At 33.4% G+C, this 18,996-nt stretch carries 19 protein-coding genes; all 19 read left to right on the plus strand.

Annotation, left to right across the window (positions count from 1 at the left end):
* Positions 1-67: 67 nt before the first annotated feature.
* The 19 genes from T537_RS0100385 (at position 68) to T537_RS0100480 (ending at position 18,965) form a co-directional block, all read left to right on the plus strand.
* Positions 68-1,015 (plus strand): hypothetical protein, encoded by a 948-nt coding sequence (locus tag T537_RS0100385; RefSeq protein WP_031555464.1) that lies wholly within the window; start codon positions 68-70, stop codon positions 1,013-1,015.
* On the plus strand, positions 1,009-1,161 hold the full coding sequence (locus T537_RS12790; RefSeq protein ID WP_155895217.1) for a hypothetical protein: 153 nt from the start codon (positions 1,009-1,011) through the stop codon (positions 1,159-1,161). Before T537_RS0100385 ends, T537_RS12790 begins: the two co-directional genes overlap by 7 nt.
* Before the next feature lie 145 nt (positions 1,162-1,306).
* The gene (locus tag T537_RS0100395) at positions 1,307-1,828 is read left to right on the plus strand and encodes a DUF4256 domain-containing protein (protein ID WP_027438424.1); all 522 of its coding nucleotides are present in this window, start codon (positions 1,307-1,309) and stop codon (positions 1,826-1,828) included.
* Positions 1,829-2,629: 801 nt separating this feature from the next.
* Positions 2,630-3,043: an EamA family transporter gene (locus T537_RS0100400; protein ID WP_031555467.1), complete on the plus strand. Its 414-nt coding sequence runs from the start codon at positions 2,630-2,632 to the stop codon at positions 3,041-3,043.
* A gap of 148 nt (positions 3,044-3,191) precedes the next feature.
* The gene (locus T537_RS0100405; RefSeq protein ID WP_026505259.1) at positions 3,192-3,707 is read left to right on the plus strand and encodes a helix-turn-helix domain-containing protein; all 516 of its coding nucleotides are present in this window, start codon (positions 3,192-3,194) and stop codon (positions 3,705-3,707) included.
* Positions 3,708-4,239: 532 nt separating this feature from the next.
* Positions 4,240-4,821 (plus strand): MBL fold metallo-hydrolase, encoded by a 582-nt coding sequence (locus tag T537_RS0100410; protein WP_027438423.1) that lies wholly within the window; start codon positions 4,240-4,242, stop codon positions 4,819-4,821.
* Between the two features lie 230 nt (positions 4,822-5,051).
* A complete protein-coding gene (locus T537_RS0100415) occupies positions 5,052-5,495 on the plus strand; it encodes a hypothetical protein (RefSeq protein ID WP_031555473.1) in 444 nt (147 codons plus the stop codon).
* Between the two features lie 48 nt (positions 5,496-5,543).
* Positions 5,544-6,290: an N-acetyltransferase gene (locus T537_RS0100420; protein ID WP_027438096.1), complete on the plus strand. Its 747-nt coding sequence runs from the start codon at positions 5,544-5,546 to the stop codon at positions 6,288-6,290.
* A 56-nt stretch (positions 6,291-6,346) separates the two neighbouring features.
* Positions 6,347-6,946: a hypothetical protein gene (locus T537_RS0100425; RefSeq protein ID WP_027438095.1), complete on the plus strand. Its 600-nt coding sequence runs from the start codon at positions 6,347-6,349 to the stop codon at positions 6,944-6,946.
* A gap of 557 nt (positions 6,947-7,503) precedes the next feature.
* Positions 7,504-8,289 (plus strand): class I SAM-dependent methyltransferase, encoded by a 786-nt coding sequence (locus T537_RS0100430; RefSeq protein WP_031555477.1) that lies wholly within the window; start codon positions 7,504-7,506, stop codon positions 8,287-8,289.
* Positions 8,290-8,362: 73 nt separating this feature from the next.
* Positions 8,363-9,106 (plus strand): hypothetical protein, encoded by a 744-nt coding sequence (locus T537_RS0100435; RefSeq protein WP_031555480.1) that lies wholly within the window; start codon positions 8,363-8,365, stop codon positions 9,104-9,106.
* A gap of 709 nt (positions 9,107-9,815) precedes the next feature.
* Positions 9,816-10,433, plus strand: coding sequence for a hypothetical protein (locus tag T537_RS0100445; protein WP_027438092.1), 618 nt, complete (start codon positions 9,816-9,818; stop codon positions 10,431-10,433).
* 2 nt (positions 10,434-10,435) lie between these two features.
* A complete protein-coding gene (locus T537_RS0100450) occupies positions 10,436-11,269 on the plus strand; it encodes a ComEC/Rec2 family competence protein (RefSeq protein WP_031555483.1) in 834 nt (277 codons plus the stop codon).
* A 222-nt stretch (positions 11,270-11,491) separates the two neighbouring features.
* Positions 11,492-12,790: an AAA family ATPase gene (locus T537_RS0100455; protein ID WP_027438090.1), complete on the plus strand. Its 1,299-nt coding sequence runs from the start codon at positions 11,492-11,494 to the stop codon at positions 12,788-12,790.
* Positions 12,790-13,452 carry an RloB domain-containing protein gene (locus T537_RS0100460; RefSeq protein WP_242839141.1) on the plus strand — a complete coding sequence of 221 codons (663 nt, stop codon included), beginning with the start codon at positions 12,790-12,792 and terminating at the stop codon, positions 13,450-13,452. Before T537_RS0100455 ends, T537_RS0100460 begins: the two co-directional genes overlap by 1 nt.
* A 346-nt stretch (positions 13,453-13,798) precedes the next feature.
* Positions 13,799-15,187: an FxLYD domain-containing protein gene (locus T537_RS0100465; protein WP_031555491.1), complete on the plus strand. Its 1,389-nt coding sequence runs from the start codon at positions 13,799-13,801 to the stop codon at positions 15,185-15,187.
* A 13-nt stretch (positions 15,188-15,200) separates the two neighbouring features.
* Positions 15,201-15,764 carry a zinc ribbon domain-containing protein gene (locus T537_RS0100470; protein ID WP_031555494.1) on the plus strand — a complete coding sequence of 188 codons (564 nt, stop codon included), beginning with the start codon at positions 15,201-15,203 and terminating at the stop codon, positions 15,762-15,764.
* A gap of 202 nt (positions 15,765-15,966) precedes the next feature.
* Positions 15,967-17,715, plus strand: a complete 1,749-nt coding sequence (locus tag T537_RS0100475) for a 1-deoxy-D-xylulose-5-phosphate synthase (RefSeq protein WP_031555495.1) — start codon at positions 15,967-15,969, stop codon at positions 17,713-17,715.
* A 308-nt stretch (positions 17,716-18,023) separates the two neighbouring features.
* Positions 18,024-18,965, plus strand: coding sequence for an aldo/keto reductase (locus T537_RS0100480; RefSeq protein WP_027438085.1), 942 nt, complete (start codon positions 18,024-18,026; stop codon positions 18,963-18,965).
* The last annotated feature ends 31 nt before the right edge of the window (positions 18,966-18,996 follow it).

Consider the following 18,996-nt stretch of genomic DNA (forward strand, 5'->3'; position numbering starts at 1 on the left):
AGGCACTAAAGGTGCTATTTTTAAATTGTAACATAAAATACGTTACAATTTAAAAAGAGGTTTACATATGAAAGAATTTATAGAGAAGAGCATTGGGATGGAAGTAGATATTAAAGACATAGACTATAATGGAAGACTTCCAATGATCTATTCTTCATTATATGATTTCAAGATTGCGAGTATGCATAATATAGAGTGGCTAATAGCAATTCCAAAAGAAAAAATCAATTTGGCTCAATTACGAAAGAACCATAGGCAAATTGAGAAGCTTTTGGATATGCGTTGTGCTTTGTATATAAAGAATACTAGCACTTACTCTAAGAATGCAATGATAGCAGATGGAATTCCTTTTATTGTAGAAGATAAGGAAATATATCTTCCATTTTTAGGTATCCTTCTTAATTCTGCTCGTGAAAGAACTATAAAGCCAGTTCAAAGAATATCATTTTTAACTCAAAAAATGATTCTTACAGCAATCTATGAAAAATGGAATGGAATTACAGTTACAAAAGCAGCAGAACAGCTAGACATTACAAAAATGTCAGCCTCTAGGTGTTTTGACGAGATAGATTTTTTCGATATGCCAGTTCTTGGAACCAAGGGCAAGTCACGTGTCATCAATGTATCGGATGATATAAAGGAACTGTGGAATAGTATTGAAGTTTATATGAGAAATCCTGTGATTAATATCTTTTATATTAATGATAATCTGAATCTTCCTGTCTTTGGTGGAATGTCAGCGCTTGCTGAATATTCAATGATATCTGATAATAAATATCCGACTTATGTTGTGGCAAAGAAAGATATAAAAGATTTGGCACTGAAGGATAGGTTAGTTGATATAAAAAAAGATGAACCTGGCTGCATTATACAGGAGGTAGGTTACGTGGTTTCTTTTGACAAAGGTGATGCTATTGATCCATTATCACTTTTATTATCATTGTCAGATGATGAAAAAAAAGATGAAAGAATCGAGATTTCTATAAGAGAAATGTTGGAGGAATATGTATGGTAGCGGATTTGCCAGAATCTGTCAAGGAGGATATTCATCATTTCATTAATAATCTTCAAGAAGATGAATTCGACCAGAATAGTTTGAAGACCTATAGAGTTACAAATGATCAGGTGGTAAGTCGCTTGGCAAGTGTCTTCGAAGCTTAAGGTTCAATAAGTATGTATTTTTGGGATAATGAAATTTATAAATCGGCAGTTTGTGGAGGTAATGGGATTCCAATAAAACAGCATTGTATGAATTGAATTGTCGCTTGCTTGAAGTATGTCAAAGCGAGGATTGGAGGGGTAAATCATGTTAGAAATATTAAAAGCGAGGTTTCAGGATAATAAGAATCTTCATATGGAATTGAGTTGGCTTGACGTGGAGAAACGTTTGCTTGAGCATCCGGAATCCATGGACGTTTTGAGAAGGATGGAGGAGAGCGGCGGAGAACCGGATACCATCGGTTATGACGAAAAGACGGGAAAGCTAATTTTCTGCGACTGCGCAAAGGAGTCCCCTTCTGGCCGCAGAAGCCTGTGCTATGACGAAAAGGCATTACAGGGGCGTGCTAAAAATCCACCGTCAGGCAGCGCCGAATGGAAAGCAAAAGAAATCGGCGTTTTGATTATGACGGAGGAACTCTATCGCCGACTGCAAAGTCTCGGGGAATTTGATTTGAAAACGTCGAGTTGGATTACTACGCCGGATGATATTCGCGACAAGGGCGGTGCATTGTTCTGCGAACGACGTTACGGAACGGTTTTCACATTTCATAACGGGGCGAATTCGTACTATTCCGTGCGCGGGTTCAGAGGTTATACGCTTATATGATGACTCAGGGGACGGAGTTTGTGATTCATTTTGAGGTAATATAGGAATGTTATAGGAAAAAGAGATGGGCTTTGTCCGTGAAAAGAAAATTGCTATGAAAAACTAATAAATCGGAGTTTGTAAGGCTCTTTTGTTAGAGAAAGAGCTCGATAACTTCAGATTTGTCGAGCGGTGACTGCATTCGCATTCCGCTACGCTTCATGCTCATGTCGCGCTGTCGCACTATAAGTCTGCACACGAATATGTCTGTTCGTGAGCAAGCTCCCGACAGCCAATTCGGTGCATCCTTGCACCGCTCGTAGAAACGCGCAACTTCAAATTTGTCTATAATGACTTCAAGCTCAAAACAAAGAGTAAGAAAACAAATTGAAAATAAGAGAGGAAAAGATAAATGATTATGTAAAAGAGATTATAGAGATTCATGGTTGCCCATATAAAGGAAAAATTTCCATGTAGGGCAACGAATCTCAAGATTTCTTCTGCGTTTTTCATCTTTTTTATCCTTATTTTATGTATATAGGCAATTTTAGTTTTATAAAACCCCGAAAAGGCAAGAATTTGTTGCCTTTTTGGGGCTTTTTTGTGTGATTTGGATTAGTTGTAAATTTATTGAACTTTTCCAAGAACAGAAATCTAATCTTTTTGCAGACTTTTTCCTTGATTTGGGTAATCCGGCCAGTAACTCAGAGGCTCAGGAAATGAATTGTAAAATTTATAAATATAATATATAATTATTGTTGTTTTTTTAACATTAATAGATAATAGTGAAATTAACAAATTGGAATTTAAAGGAGTATCACTATGTGGTTTTTATTAGCGCTTAGTTCGGCAATCTTTGCCGCACTGACATCAATATTGGCAAAGATAGGAATTGAAGGTGTCGGATCGAATCTGGCTACTGCAATCCGTACGATGGTAGTTGTTATCATGGCATGGGGAATGGTATTTATTACGCATCAGCAAGGCGGTATCAGAGCAATCAGTCAGAAGAGCTGGATTTTCCTGATCCTGTCCGGGCTGGCAACGGGAGCTTCATGGCTATGCTATTACAAGGCATTGCAGATGGGAGATGCTTCCAAAGTAGTGCCGATAGATAAACTGTCCGTAGTTATCACTCTGGTGATGGCATTTGTTTTCCTTCATGAAGAGTTTACTGCAAAGTCGATGATTGGATGCATATTGATCGGGGCAGGAACATTGTTGATGGTTTTATAAATAAACAACTTCAAGTTTTTGTGGCTAAAGCCAATATAAATAATACTAGACAGATTTGTCCAATAGCGTAAATACGGCATTTTCTCGCTTTGTGTCGTGTTATGTTTAGTAGAATAATATTACTCTGTCAATGAAAGGAGGAAACAGTATGGATCAGAAAAAGATTGGACGTTTTTTAAAAGAACTTAGGAAAGAAAAGAATATTACACAGGAACAGCTTGCCGAAAAGATAAAAGTTTCAGGACGAACGGTTTCTAGATGGGAAACAGGTTCTAATATGCCTGATATTAGTTTGTTGGCTGAATTGGCTGATTTTTATGATGTTAGTATACCTGAAATCATTGATGGAGAAAGGAAAAGCGAGAATATGAATGAAGAAGTAAAAGAAACAGTATTGAAATTATCTGATTATACAGAGACAATTAATCAGAAAAACAAAGGAAGGTTATTTGTACTTACGGTTATTGCAATAATAGGAATGATTGCGTTCGTGATTATTGAATTTACAGGACTAGATACACCTGGAAGTGTCTATGAAAGAGTAGCTGGTGCAGGTCTTGGGTTAGATTGTGGTATATTAATAGTCCTTGCAGTGTATCTTTCTGGACTTTTAGGAAAGATTAAGGCAAGACGAGAAATGAAACGAAAGTACAACTGTAAATAAAAAGTCTAATAGACCATAAAATTCAAATTTGTCTATAATGACTTCAAGCTCAAAACAAAGAGTAAGAAAACAAATTGAAAATAAGAGAGGAAAAGATAAATGATCATGTAAAAGAGATTGTGGAGATTCATGGTTGCCCATATGAAGGAAAATTTCTCCTATAGGGCAATTAATTTTGTAATTTCCTCTGTGCTTTTCATCTTTTTCAATCTTATTTTACTTATATGGGCAAATCAAATTTTTTAAAACCCCGAAAAGGCAAGAATTTGTTGCCTTTTTGTGACTTTTTTGTATGATTTGGATTAGCTGTAAAAATATTGAACTTTTCCAAAACTGGAAATCTAATCTTTTTTTAGACTTTTTTCTTGATTTGGGCAATCCGGCCAGTAACTTAGAGGCTCAGGAAATGAACCTAGTGAGTTTTTTATTTTGCGTCCTCTGTGGACAAATTTAATTGACATTTAACAGGATTCTGTATAATTGATAATAGTGAAATAAAAAAATCGGGATTTATGAAGGGGTGTGAGCAGTAATGATAAAATTACGATATGGAAATACGAACACATTTTATATCGCTGGAGCAAAAGGCGGTCTGCTTATCGATACTGATTATGCAGGAACCTTACCTCAGTTTTTCAAAGCGATAAAAACAGCTTGCATTGATATAAGCGATATTTCTTATATGTTAGCCACTCACTACCACCCTGATCACATCGGAATCGTCAGTGAGTTACAGAAGCTTGGGGTTACGCTTTTGATTGTAGATGTTCAGCACAGTTCAGTTCATTTCGCCGATGACATATTTTTCAGAGACAAGCGATTGAATTACAAGCCGATAGATGAAAACGTGGCAAAGGTGATTAGTTGTGCAGAGAGCAGAAGCTTCTTGTGCAGTATTGGAATTAGCGGAGAGATCATTTACACACCAAGTCACAGTGAAGACAGTGTATCCATTATTCTTGACGATGGAAATTGTATTGTTGGCGATCTGGAGCCTGTTGAATATCTGGCTGCTTATAACCATAATCCCAGGTTAAAAAGTGACTGGGAGCAAATTATGAGCTATCATCCAAAACGAATCCTTTCTGCCCATGCAAATGAAAAAGAATTCTAAATGACAAATTCAAATTTGTCGAGCGGTGACTGCATTCGCATTCCGCTACGCTTCATGCTCATGTCGCGCTGTCGCACTATAAGTCTGCACACGAATATGTCTGTCCGTGAGCAAGCTCCCGACAGCCAATTCGGTGCATCCTTGCACCGCTCGTAGAAACGCGCAACTTCAAGTTTGTAGTTTGCAAAATGGTCCCATGGGGACGGGATTAGGAGGTTCAGAAAAGAAATATGTTGTATATAAAAAGTATATCAATCCCGAATGTAAATCCCTATAAGGATTTAGGGTTTCAAGGGTTTAACAATCGATTTTATTATATGGATACTGCTTGGGGCAGACATAGTTGCCCTATCGAAGAAGTAGAGTATGAAGCATTTTTTGGACAACGCTATAAAAAGGACACGGAGATAGGCTATCTCGTGGATGAAACCTTGGCGAACATTCTACATAGATTAGGGCAAAGAGACTTCGATTTTATGCAAAAGTTATATTCGGATGCCAAGATGCACTTCGAAGACGGACAAGTTAAGTTCACCTATCTTCAGAAGTTTTCGAATCCGGATATACAAGGTTTTGACTACGTCTCTAAGACAGATTCTTTCCCTATCTCGGAAACCTATCACGCGTATATCAAGGGGTTACGGGAGGCGTATGAGAAGAGTCGTCAGCAGTAGTTGAAAGATGGACGAGTATAGTGAGGCGTATTATTGAAAGGAGCTATTATGGAATATGTTTATGTAACAAAAGATAACCTCGAAGAGGAACATATTTGCTGCGCAATATCAAATAATAAGGATGTTCAGGTCTCTTCAAAGAAGGCATGGCTTTCGGAGAGGTTTGATGAAGGACTTGTTTTCTTAAAGAGCGTAGAGCGCGGAAAGTGCTTTATCGAATATATCCCGGCGGAAAACGCATGGATTCCGATAGAGGCAGATGGATATATGTACATTGACTGTCTCTGGGTGTCCGGGGCTTTCAAGGGACATGGATATTCTACTGATCTACTTACTGCCTGCATCGAGGATAGTAAGGAAAAGGGGAAAAAAGGGCTTTGTATTCTTTGCGCTTCAAAGAAGAAACCGTTTCTGGCTGATCCGAAGTTTCTGAAGTACAAAGGATTTGTCGTGAGCGATGAAGCTGATAATGGTATTCAGCTTTGGTATATGCCGTTTGATAAACATGCAAAAGCTCCGGTGTTTAAGGAATGTGCAAAACATCCGCATATAGAAGAGCAGGGATATGTTTTGTACTATACGAATCAGTGCCCATTCAATGCAAAATATGTCCCGGTTTTGGTGCATACGGCAAAAGAAAATGGAATTGCATTCAAGGCAATACATCTTGAAAGCAAAGAAGAAGCACAGAATGCACCGACACCAATCACGAATTATGCGTTATTCAATGATGGGGAGTATGTTACAAACGAGCAAATGAACGAGAAGAAATTCTTAAAACTTGCAGGAAAGTGATAGTCGTTTACATTGGAAGTTAATTACAAACTTCCTGTTTACGAGAGGAGAATTGCGTGCAGAAAGTATATCTTAAAACAATGGGTTTTATTTGGTTCGTACATATGCTTTTGACAGGTTCAATTAGTTTCGGAATAATAGAACAAAATAGAGATTTAGTTAATACCTTTATCATTGTATCAGTTGTAGCAACTGTTGCAATGTTAATCTTAACAATTAAATACTTAAAAAAAGGATCCGAAGATAAAAAGGAATATTCAGAGTATATGATGGATATGTTCGGTGTATCAGCGTTATGTGCGGAAATATGTATTTATAGATTTGGAGGATATTTATCAAAAAATATTCCTATGTTATCAGCTATAGTTTTCTTTTTGGTATTTGTCATTACGGGCATACTATATTGTAATCAAAAGAAAATAAAAAATATTAAATTGATAATATATGCGTTAATAGTTGCTTTTTTTATTTACATATTACCTATAGTAGCTATGCGAAGAATTATCCATTACGGAATAATTACAAAAAGTATAGGAGATAGCCAAGTCGATTGGATAATATTCTATGCAGTAATTCCGATAATTATTTTATTTGAGATATTAGGAACTTGTAGCTTGGTCAGGAGATTTATTAAAGATGAAAAAATTGGCTTTTAAGGAAATGAAGATGTATTGAGAACTAACCTCAAAAATACTAAAGAGGTTTATATAGAATTATATAAATTAGATGATACAGTGCATAGAAAAACTATTATCGAAGAATTTGTATATCAAAACCAGAGATTCATGGTTGCCCATATGAAGGAAAATTTCTCCTGTAGGGCAACAAATTTCAAGATTTCTTCTGTGCTTTTTATCTTTTTGACCATTATTTTACTCATATGGGCAATTTTATTTTTTCAAAACCCCGAAAAGGCAAGAATTTGTTGCCTTTTAGACAGCTTTTTGTGTGATTTGGATTAGTTGTAAAAATATTGAACTTTTCCAAAACTGGAAATCTAATCTTTTTCCAGACTTTTTTCTTGATTTGGGCAATCCGGCCAGCAAATGAATCAGGGCAATTCGGCCAGCAACCTAGAAGCTCAAGAAATGAACCTAGTGAGTCTTATATTTTGCACTCATTGCGGGTTAATTTTATTTGACATTCAACATGATTATGTACTATTAATAAAAGTGAAATTAACAAATCGAGATTTACAGAGGAGAGGGACTACATGAATGAAGTGAATAAAACACTGTATATTCCGCTGTATGGAAAATCAAAGGTGAGTCAACAGGGGATTATCATAAACGACCCATCAGCTGAGAGAATATGGAAAGAAGAAGCCTTCCCGATTCGCGGTAAGTCCAGGTCAAAATGGCTTGCTTACAATATGGCAATGAGAGCTCGTGTATTCGACGACTGGACAGACAGTATGCTTAAGCGGAGTCGCGATGCGTTGGTGATTCATATTGGCTGCGGACTTGACAGCAGGCATAAGAGGATAAAAACTTCCTGTTCTGAATGGGTGGACTGTGATCTTCCGGATGTCATAGAGATTCGCAAGAAGTATTTTCAAGAAAATGAAACCTACCATATGGTAGCTTTGGATGCGTCCAGACCTGAACAGATTGGATTGCTCCCGGATTGTAATACAGCTATCGTTGTCCTTGAGGGACTGAGCATGTATCTGACCAATAGCCAGGTGCGAGGATTATTTCAAGCGCTGGATAAAAAGTATCGGGAACTTCATATTCTGATGGATGTTTATACCGAATTCGGCGTTAAAGCATCGAAATATAAGAATCCCGTCAACGATGTTGGCGTTACTAAGCTGTATGGGATAGATGATATTGGGAGCATCATTGATGGCCTTCGGATTAGATTTGTAAAAGAGCACAGCTTTACTCCCGCTGCGCTGGTCAAAGAGCTTACACCAATCGAAAGGATTTTTTTCAAGCTGTTGTTTACAGGCAAGCTGTATCGAAAGATATATCGCTTGTACGAACTTAAGACATGAATTCAAATTTGTTAAACAGGTTGGATAACTCCGTTCCGGGGTTTATTATTATAAGACAAAATAGGAGATTGGAATGAAGTGGATTTTAAATAAGGGAAAGAAAGCTACAGATATTTTTGAAGTACTTAGAAAAATGCCGGAAATAAAGATAAAACACGCATTTTGCTCGCCGATAATATTTGTATGTGGTTTATGTCCTGTAATGCTTATGGAAAATCAAAATAATATAGTATATTGGAAATTTGTGTTATGGTCTTTTTTGATAGTCACCATAATGAGTTTTATTCTTTTGCTTATTGCCTCTCTTGAGAAGGATGCTGAATATCGACACATTAAAATGTTATTTGTTTTTAAAGAAGAATTGTTATTTTCTTTTATATTTCCTACTGTTATAAGCGTATATTGTGCTCTTAATAGTATTGTTGCGTGTGTGGATATTGTGGTGTTGTGCGTTATTTTAAGAGTAATTAAAATCTGGTCACTTGAAAGGAAAATTAAAAAAGGTACATACGGATATCATATGGACGCTAAAGTTAACACTGCACTTGTAGGAGTTGCTTCAATGGCTGGAGTTTTGGGATTTTATTTATTCGTTAACTTAAAGACATTTGAATCTTTTAGTTTAGCATATAACCTTGTTATCGTTTGGCTTGTAGTTATTGTTTTATTGATAGTATTTATGATTGAACCTATAGTTGCAATTAGAATAATTCATAGGGACAAGCGTGGAATAAATTCTCATTTTTCTATAAAGACTTCAAGGTCAAAACAGAGAGCAAGAAAACATATTGAAAATAAGAGAGGAAAAGATAAATGATCAAGTAAAAGAGATTGTAGAGATTCAGGGTTGCCCATATGAAGATTCATGGTTGCCTATATGAAAATTCAGGAGTTGCCTATATGAAGGAAAAATTCCCCTGTAGGGCAACGAATCTCAAGATTTCTTCTGTGTTTTTCATCTTTTTCATCCTTATTTTACACATATGGGCAAATTTAATTTTTCAAAACCCTGAAAAGGCAAGAATTTGTTGCCTTTTTGGGGCTTTTTTGTTTGATTTGGATTAGTTGTAAAAATATTGAACTTTTTCAAAACCGGAAATCTAATCTTTTTCTAGACTTTTTTTGAAACGGATAAGTATTCGGAATGTTTAGAGTGTGTTAGTAGGTATGATAAATTATATACTGGAATATATCGAAAAGATGCCAATTATGTTCAAATTTTACCTAAAGCTATTGTAGCTGCACAAAGTGTATATAGTGGAGATGAGTATATAGACCATGTTGGTAGATTTGCAGATTCCATAATTGCTAATACAGAAACAAAAGATTGGTCAACTCGCTATTTTGCTGCTCAAGTTTATTTAGATTTATATACTAAGAGTAATCAAAATTCTGACTATTTAGATAAGGCTTATAAAATAATATATGAAAATGTAAGTGTTTTATTATCTGAGCAAAGAAGTATAAATGATAAGTATGTAAATGCCGTTCAAGAAGAGAAGATTGATGAACCTGATTACAGTAAAATGTCAGCCGATGAAAAAAAGAAAAAGAAACAAGAATATAAAGATGAGAAAGAACGAATTAAAAAGTATAATAAAGAACTAAAAAATGCTAGAAAAACAGAATTACCTGAATTATATGAACCATTAGTTTTAAATTCTGAGTTGCTCTTTGCTCTTGCTGAGAAAAAGGGTATAAGTCAAACGGAAAAAGATGATATAGATGCTTTATTACAGTCATCTACAAATGGTATATTTTGCGTATCTCCTATTAATAATGCTTATTCTTTTTCTGATAATAGTGTTAATGTTGGTGCAACACTTAAGAGCGATGAAATTGATATACCAGCAATTTTGCTTACAAAAGAATCTGAGATTAATATTGCAATAACAGATGGTGATAAAACAACTGTTATTGATGATTATAAGATTTCAGAAGTAAAGAGAAAAGGCAGCAGTTCAATTAACGATTTTACTGTGAAAATAACAAGTAAAAAATGGAATAAGTACAAATGGACTAAGGATTCCAATATTAATATAACCATAACTTATAAGGATGCATATGATAAAACTTATAGCATGGATTATAAGGTAAAGTCTATTAAAAATAATTGGAATGGTAAAAAAGTGGAGTTTGAATAAGAATGAAGAAACTTGTTATTGTATGTATTTGTTGCATTATTGCAATAATTGGTTTAAATGCATGTTCTAGAAATAGCGGAGGTTCAACATTTAGTATCCAGTTTATTGATGTTGGACAAGGAGATGCAGCATTAATTGAATGTGATGGCAAATATATGTTGATAGATGCTGGTGATAAACAGGGCGGTGAAAAGGTATATCAGGTATTAGAAGAGAATGGCATTCAAAAACTTGATATATTAGTTATGTCTCATTTACATCAGGATCATATTGGAGGATTGGTAAAAACTCTTACATATGCATCTTCTATTGGAATTGCTTTAAGTAATGATGACGATGGTACTTCAGAAGTGTTTCGAAATGTTGAAAAACAGTTATTGATTAATAATTCTAAAATAACAGTACCAAAAGTTGGTGATACTTATTCATTAGGAAGTGCTAAAGTAGAGGTCGTTGATAATTCATCAAGTCAGGAAAACGATTCGTTAGTTCTATTAGTAACCTATGGGGAAACACGTTTTCTTTTTACAGGAGATATTGAGTATGAAGCTCAGAAGAGAATTGCTGAAAAGTATAATGATGATTTTAAAATTGATTTGATTAAAATGCCACATCATGGTTCATGGCAAAATATGGATTTGTATAGATTTATTAGAGCATTAAAACCGGATTATGCTGTTATTTCGTGTGGCAAAGGAAATATATATGGTCATCCACATCGAGAAACTCTAGACTTATTAGATCAAGCTAAAGTTAAAGTATATCGCACAGATGAAGATGGCGATATTATTGTTAAATCAAATGGAAAAACACTTTCATTTACAAAATCAAAGTGATTTATTCATCTTATAACGATTGATATATTCAAATCAAGTTAATAATGGACTAAGTCCTATGATTTTTTTGAAAAAAATCATAGGACTTTTTTGCTTTAAAGATGTAAAACAAAAACTCTATAACATGCTTTTATGAAATTGAAGCAAAAAAATCAAAAAAAATAATAATTTGGATTGAATTTATGCAATATAAGAAATATAATTAAGGTGGAGGTTGAAAATATGTTAGTTGAGTTTAGATTTAAAAATTATAGATCTTTTAGAGATGAGGCTACTCTTTCTATGGAAGCAGTTGGTCTTTCATCTCTTAAGAATAGTTTGATTGAATATAATGATATGAATTTGTTACCTGGAGTTGCTATTTTCGGTAAGAATGGTGGTGGTAAAAGTAACGTTATTAGAGCGTTTTGGTTAGGAGTAGAATTTATAAAAAATGCTCAAAGATTACAGCATGAGAAGGCGTTAGTGCCAGTTGTACCATTTTCATTAAATGATTATTCATCTAATGAACCGACAGAATTTGAGTTCGATTATATTTCTAATGGAATTAAATATTGGTATTCTTTTGCTGCAACAAGAGAAAAAATTGTTAGAGAGTCTTTATTTCATGCGCCTAAGGGTCAAAGAGCTCTAGTTTTTGAAAGAAAAGGGCAGGAATTTAAATTTACAGAGGACAAGGCAAAAAGAAAACTAATAAGTCAGACAGTTGCTGAGAATCAATTATTTTTTTCAAATGCTTGTACATTAAATGATGAGGCTTGTATTAATGCAATGCGATGGTTTAGAGAAGATATTATATTTTCAAGAGCTTATGATGATATTCCACGACAATTATTAGAATATTATGATGACAGTAATATGCTTAAAGCAATTTCTGATTATGCCAAAAATGCAGATTTTGGTATTGAAGAGATGAGTTTTGAAATTGAAAATAAAGAAGTTGGTGATGACCTTGAATTACCGAGTGATATTTCAGAGGATATGAAAAATGCAATTACGTCTTTTATTCAGCTATTATCTGAAACTTCTAATAACTCAGAAGGAAAACTAAAAATGAGTAGAGTTAAAGCTAACGCAAAGCATAGAGGTATCAATTCAGATGGTCAGACAAGTTTGTATAATTTAGAACTAGAGGATGAGTCAGATGGTACAAGAAAACTTATGTCGATTGCGCCAGCAATAGAGTCAGTGCTTCGAAAAGGTGGAATTTTACTTGTGGATGAAATTGAAAGAGAATTGCACCCTATGTTGGTGAATTTTATTATTGCGAAATTTATGAGTAAAAAGAGTAATCCAAAGGGTGCACAAATTATTTTCACAACACATAATATAGACCTTATGAAGTTAGAGTATATGAGAAAAGATCAGATATACTTTGCAGATAAGAACATGGAAGATGGAGCTTCAGAGCTTTATAGTGTAACTGATTTTACAACAAAAACCTCTGATAATATCTTGAAAGGATATTTGGTTGGAAAATATGGTGCTACTCCAAATCTTGAAATTGAGGAGGTTGAGTAGTGGCTAGAAGAAATGTAGGAAGTCGTGGAGACGGTAAAAGAATAATAAGGGTATTTTGTGAAGGTGAGAGCGAACAGGCATATACTGAGTTTTTAAAGAAAGAATTTAGAAATGTTGCAGTGATTAATTATCCTAAAGAAACGGGTTTATTTGAAAGAGCTGAAGACAGATTTAATAAGGATCCGCAGTATCGTGATTATAAAGATGTTATAGATGAGGTTTGGTTTTTTTATGATGTTGAAACAAAAGATATTGATAAATTAAATGAGAGATATAGGATAATCAAAAAGTTACGTAAACTACGATCAGATAAGGATATATGTGTTAGATTATTGATGACCTCAGGATGCATTGAGTATTGGCTTATGTTACATTTTAAAAAATGCACACCATCATTAAAGACGGTAGAAGAAAAGAATAAGATGATACAAGATTTAAAAAAGGAAGAGCATTTGTATGTTAAAGGTAATAAAGAAATAACAGCAAATATTGCAAAGAATTATCCAAGAGCTATAAAAAATGCTAAGAGTATTATGAAGAACTTATTATATGATGGTATGCCTTGTTTGGATGATAATGATTTAAGAAATGAGTGGTTACAAAGAAAATGTGTTACTTTTTCTAATGTATATGAGGCAATTGAAATTTTAGAAAAATTGTAAAAGAGACTTCTGGGTACATATCATATCAATAGAGCCAGAAGTCTTTTTATCTTTCTTGTTAACTAAGAAATGACATATGAAGGATGATTATTGTGAATTAGAGTTATCAAAAGGCAAATGGACATTCGATAATATATTTTATATAATATTAATATATACATGGAACCAAAACATTCAGATGTAAAGTTAAGCTTAAGAACTCGTAAAAGATGACGTTTATTACATGAAGATGTTTTATCTTAAATGATGGAGCTTTTTTATTGACGATTATTATTAATTTTCAAAATATTATTATAAGTATTTGATTAATAAACAAATAAATAATAACAAAGGAGGTTGTTAATGTATGAGGTCAGTAAAAAAAACTTTTGATATTAATGCTCATGTTATTAATATTACTAATCAAATCTATTTGGATAACGGACAATCGTTAGTGTCTATAGGTTTTGAAAATCTTGGATATGGAACAATTACTGCTATTAAATTTGATGCTAAGGCATACAACATATTTGGTGATTTAGTAAAAATTAACGGTAAGGAAAGCTTTTATTTAATCATTCAGGATATTTGTGTTGAAAGGAATACAGTTGTAACTAATTTAAAAGCAACTTTACCTAGTACCGAAGTAAGAAAATTAGAGCTTACTGAATCTCAAGTATGTTTTTCTGATGGTAGAGTCTTAACATATGAGGGTGAAAATTATAAAGAATATGAACTAGAACAATATGATGTATTAAGTGATGAGCGAGAAATATCTATAGCCTTAAAGGATAGATTTGGTGGTGAATTTAAGTATAAAGCAATTGAATGTGAAGAAGGATGGATATGTGGATGTGGTAGATTTAATAAATCAGAAGCGATTTGTTCTAATTGTTGTTGTACAAAGAAAGATGCTTTTTATTATACAGACGATGATAATAAGTCTTACTTAATAAATACTTATAATAAAGCTGTGGAAAAACGTAAAGAAATTGAAAGAGTAGCAGCTCAAAATAATGCTGAAAAGAAAAAAGTAGAAACAAGAAAGAAATTATTAATAACTATTATAGGTGTAGCTATGCTTGTTTTATTAGTTGGCAGTATTATCTATGCTAATATTATGTCAAGTAGAATTATGTTTGCGTCAGCGGAAAAGATGAAAAATGAAGTTACTGGTATCTATACAGTGTATACAAATTACAATCCGCAATATATTATGAGTATACATGAGGATACGGTAACAGTACGACAGTTTGATAGTTCAGGAAAAAGTTATGATAAAAGATATACTATCGATGCTTGGAATCCAAATAAAGGTACAATTATTATAGACGATGATACCATAATTGTAACGAATACAGGAGATATACAATATGGTGGTTATTTATATAAAAAAGGTGGTTCATGGATAACTTCACTTAAAGATTCATCTAATGGTTCTAGCGATTCATCAAGATCTGGTAGTAGTACATCTGAATCATCAGGTTTAAAAATAGAAAATGTTAAAGTTACTTCTAATAGTCTTTATACTAAATGCACGGGTACAATAAAAAATACCGGTAAAAAAACATATAAATTCATAGAAATTAAAGGAGCATTTAAAGATTCTAAGGGAAATGTTATTGACACAGATTGGACATATGCTGTAGGGGCTGAAGGATTAGCACCAAATGAAGCATCAACTTTCACTATGTCAGTAGACCAAAATTTTAATATAGTTGATTGTAAAGTAACAGTGTATGATTTTGATTATTAAGGAGTGAATAGTTATGAAATTTTGTTCTAAATGTGGAGAGGTTATTCCAGATGATAGTGTTACATGTCCTAAATGTGGAATAGTCATAAAAGAACAAGAAGAACACGCTGTGATATATGCTTCTCAAGAAAAAAATAGTGCAGAAACAGTAATAACCAATAATAAGAAAAAAATTAATAAGAAAACTAAGATTGCAATATTTGTTATAATTGGGATTGCTTTATTATCTGTTATTACATTCTTTTCAATAAATGAAATTGGGAAAGCAAGCTTAAAAAAACAATTGTTAAGAGATTGGATGGATATAGATGATAGTTTGGTTAAGAAAGTATTAGATTTTTCAGATGATAAAGTAGAATATCGTTTGGAAACAGTTTATTCAATATATAATAGTTCATTAGGAACATTTGAATATAAAGTTATAAGTAAGGATAAAATTAAAATAAAATTAACTGATGATAAATATATAACTTATACTATAAAATTTAATGATGATAAAAGTATGATGAAAGTTACACCAGCTATTACAAGCACTGATCCAGAGGAGCAATGGTTCAATTTAGATGATTATAAATAGATCAACGTACTAATCATTTTACAGATACATGTACAACAATGGTATTCGCCATAATTTTTTGGATGAATATTAAAGGAAAGACGACACAAAAATTTATTTTGTGTCGTTTTTTTTAGAAAAATATAAATTATATTTGACTTAGAGTTAACTCTAGGTGTTATTATGATTTTATCAGCTGATAAATATAAGGAGAAAAGAGAAAATGTACGAATTATTAAAGAAAATAGATGGTCCTGATGACGTTAAGAAACTTTCACAGGATGAATTAAAATTATTAGCCAATGAAATGCGTGAAGCACTTTTTAATAGACTTACTAAGATAGGAGGTCACTTTGGCCCAAACTTTGGTATGGTAGAAGCAACAATTGCAATGCATTATGTTTTTAATTCCCCAAAGGATAAGTTTGTATTTGATGTTTCCCATCAGAGTTATCCTCATAAGATGCTAACAGGACGTAGAAATGGATATATTGATGATGAATATTTTCTTGAAGATTCAGGCTATACTAATCCAGAAGAAAGTGAACATGACTTCTTTAATGTAGGTCATACATCAACTTCAATAGCTCTTGCCCTAGGTTTAGCAAAAGCTCGTGATTTAAAGCATGATAATGAAAATGTAATCGCAATTATTGGTGATGGTTCTCTTTCAGGTGGAGAGGCTATGGAAGCTCTTAATGTTGCTGGAGAGATGGATTCTAATTTTATTATTGTTGTTAATGATAATGAGATGGCTATTGCAGAAAATCATGGTGGAATGTATGAAAATCTTAAAGAACTCCGTATTTCAAATGGAAAGTCTAGCAATAACATTTTTAAAGCTTATGGACTTGACTACATTTATGAAGAAGATGGAAATGACATCTCAAAGATGATTGAAGTCTTTAAAAAGGTTAAGGATTGCAAGCATCCTATTGTAGTACATATTCATACTCAAAAAGGTAAGGGATATGAACTTGCTGAAAAAAATAAGGAAAATTGGCATTGGACTATGCCATTTGATAGAGAGACAGGAAAGCCTACAATTGACTTTGGAAATGTTGAGTCTTATACAGAAATGACAGTTGATTTCATTATGGATAAAGCTAAGAAAGATAAGGACTTCTTTGTTATAACACCTGCCATGCCTGGAGCAATTGGTTTATCTAGAGAGCAAAGATTAGAACTTAAAGATCAATACCTAGATGTTGGAATTGCTGAAGAAGCAGCTGTTGCAATTGCATCTGGCGCTGCAAAAAATGGAGCAAAGCCATTATTAGTTACAAATATGACATTCATTCAAAGATCATATGATCAGATTTCACAGGATTTATGTATTAATAATAACCCTGTAACAATGGTAATGAATTATTCTTCATTTGACGGACTAACAGATGTGACTCATTTAGGAATTTTTGGACTTTCTGTATTTACTAACATTCCAAATCTTGTGGTACTTGCACCAACATCGGCAGAAGAATATTTGAATATGCTAGAATGGTCAACAAACCAGAGACAACATCCTGTAATGATTCTTATTCCAGGTAATGAAGTTAGTCATCGAAGTGCAGATGTAGATTTTTCAGATATTAATAAGTTTAAGATGGAACAAAAGGGTGAAAAGACTGCTATTATTGCCCTTGGAGATTTCTATCAACGTGGTGAAGAATTAGCAAAGGAAATTAATGCAAAGTTTGGTTATACACCAACACTTATAAATCCTCGCTTTGCTTCTGGACTTGATGAGGAGATGTTAGAAGAACTTAAAAAGGAACATTCACTCGTTATTACATTAGAAGATGGTATTATAGAAGGCGGCTTTGGCCAAAAGATAGCATCATATTATGGAACTAGTGATATGAAGGTTAAGAATTATGGATTAAAAAAGGAATTCTATGATCGTTATAATCCAGAGGAACTTCTAAAAGAATTAGAGATGACAACTAGTCAGATTATAGATAGCTTAAGATAGTTAGTGATAAGCAAAAGCTATAATAAACAATAAATTTTATATAATTGTCCTAACAACACAGGTATGTTAACATTTTCATCAATAGAAGATAGCTAACTACAGTGCTGACTGGAAAACCAGAGGTAAGTTAATTTTAGCTTACCTCTATTTTTTTAGTCGAAAGGAGAAGAGGAAATACCAAAGGTGATTTAGAAAAAAATTTTTCAAGAAAACAGTTGACATGATGTCAATTAAGTTGTATATTCAAATTGTGATTGACATAGTGTCAACAAAAAAACATTTGCCGTATATTTAAGAAAGGAGCTAATATGAAAGAGACAAAATTAGCTAAGATTGCACTTGGTGCATGGGCTTGGGGTAATGATGGTACTTTTGGAGATGAATTAAGTATTAACAGCCTTAAGCCGATTTTTGACAGAGCTATGGAGAACGGACTTAATCTTTGGGATACAGCATATGTATATGGAATGGGAACTTCTGAGAAGACCTTGGGACATTTTTTAAAAGGTCTTGATAAGAATTCTTATGTGATTTCAGATAAATTCACACCACAGGCTGCTAATTATTCTTCAAAGACTCCAGTTAAGGATATGTTAGAGATTGAATATAACAATCTTGGCATTGATAAGATGGACATTTTCTGGTTACATAATACTGTAGATAGAATTAAGTGGATTACAGAGATTGCCCAGTATTTTGAGGGCGATTTAGATGCTCCAATTATTGGCGTTTCTAATCACAATTTATCTGAGATAAAAGAAGCTGATAAGATTTTAAAGGAGCATGGCCTAAGACTTGGTGCGGTTCAGAACCATTACAGTTTAATTAACAGATCATCTGAGGATTCGGGAATTCTTGATTTTTGTAGGGAAAATGATATTTATTTCTTCTCATACATGGTTTTAGAGCAGGGAGCACTTTCTGGAAAATATAATAAGAGCCATCCAATGCCTGCTAATTCTGATAGAGCTAGAATTTATAATCCGGTTCTTGATAAGCTTGAAATTATGAATGAGAAATTAAGAGTGTTATCTGATAAATATGATGTATCTCCTGCACAGATTCCAGTTGCTTGGGCAATTGCAAAGGGTACATTACCTATTATTGGAGTAACTAAAGTTGAACATGTAGATGATGCCTTAAAGGCTATGAACATTTCCCTATCAGAGGATGACATTAGGGATTTAGAGGATCTAGCAGATAGCTTAAATTTTGACCTTGTAAGAATGTGGGAAAAGAAGATGGAATAATTAAGTAACAAATTTTTTTGATCATGGATTG

Source organism: Lachnospira multipara LB2003 (genome assembly GCF_000702205.1).
Taxonomy (GTDB): domain Bacteria; phylum Bacillota; class Clostridia; order Lachnospirales; family Lachnospiraceae; genus Lachnospira; species Lachnospira multipara_A.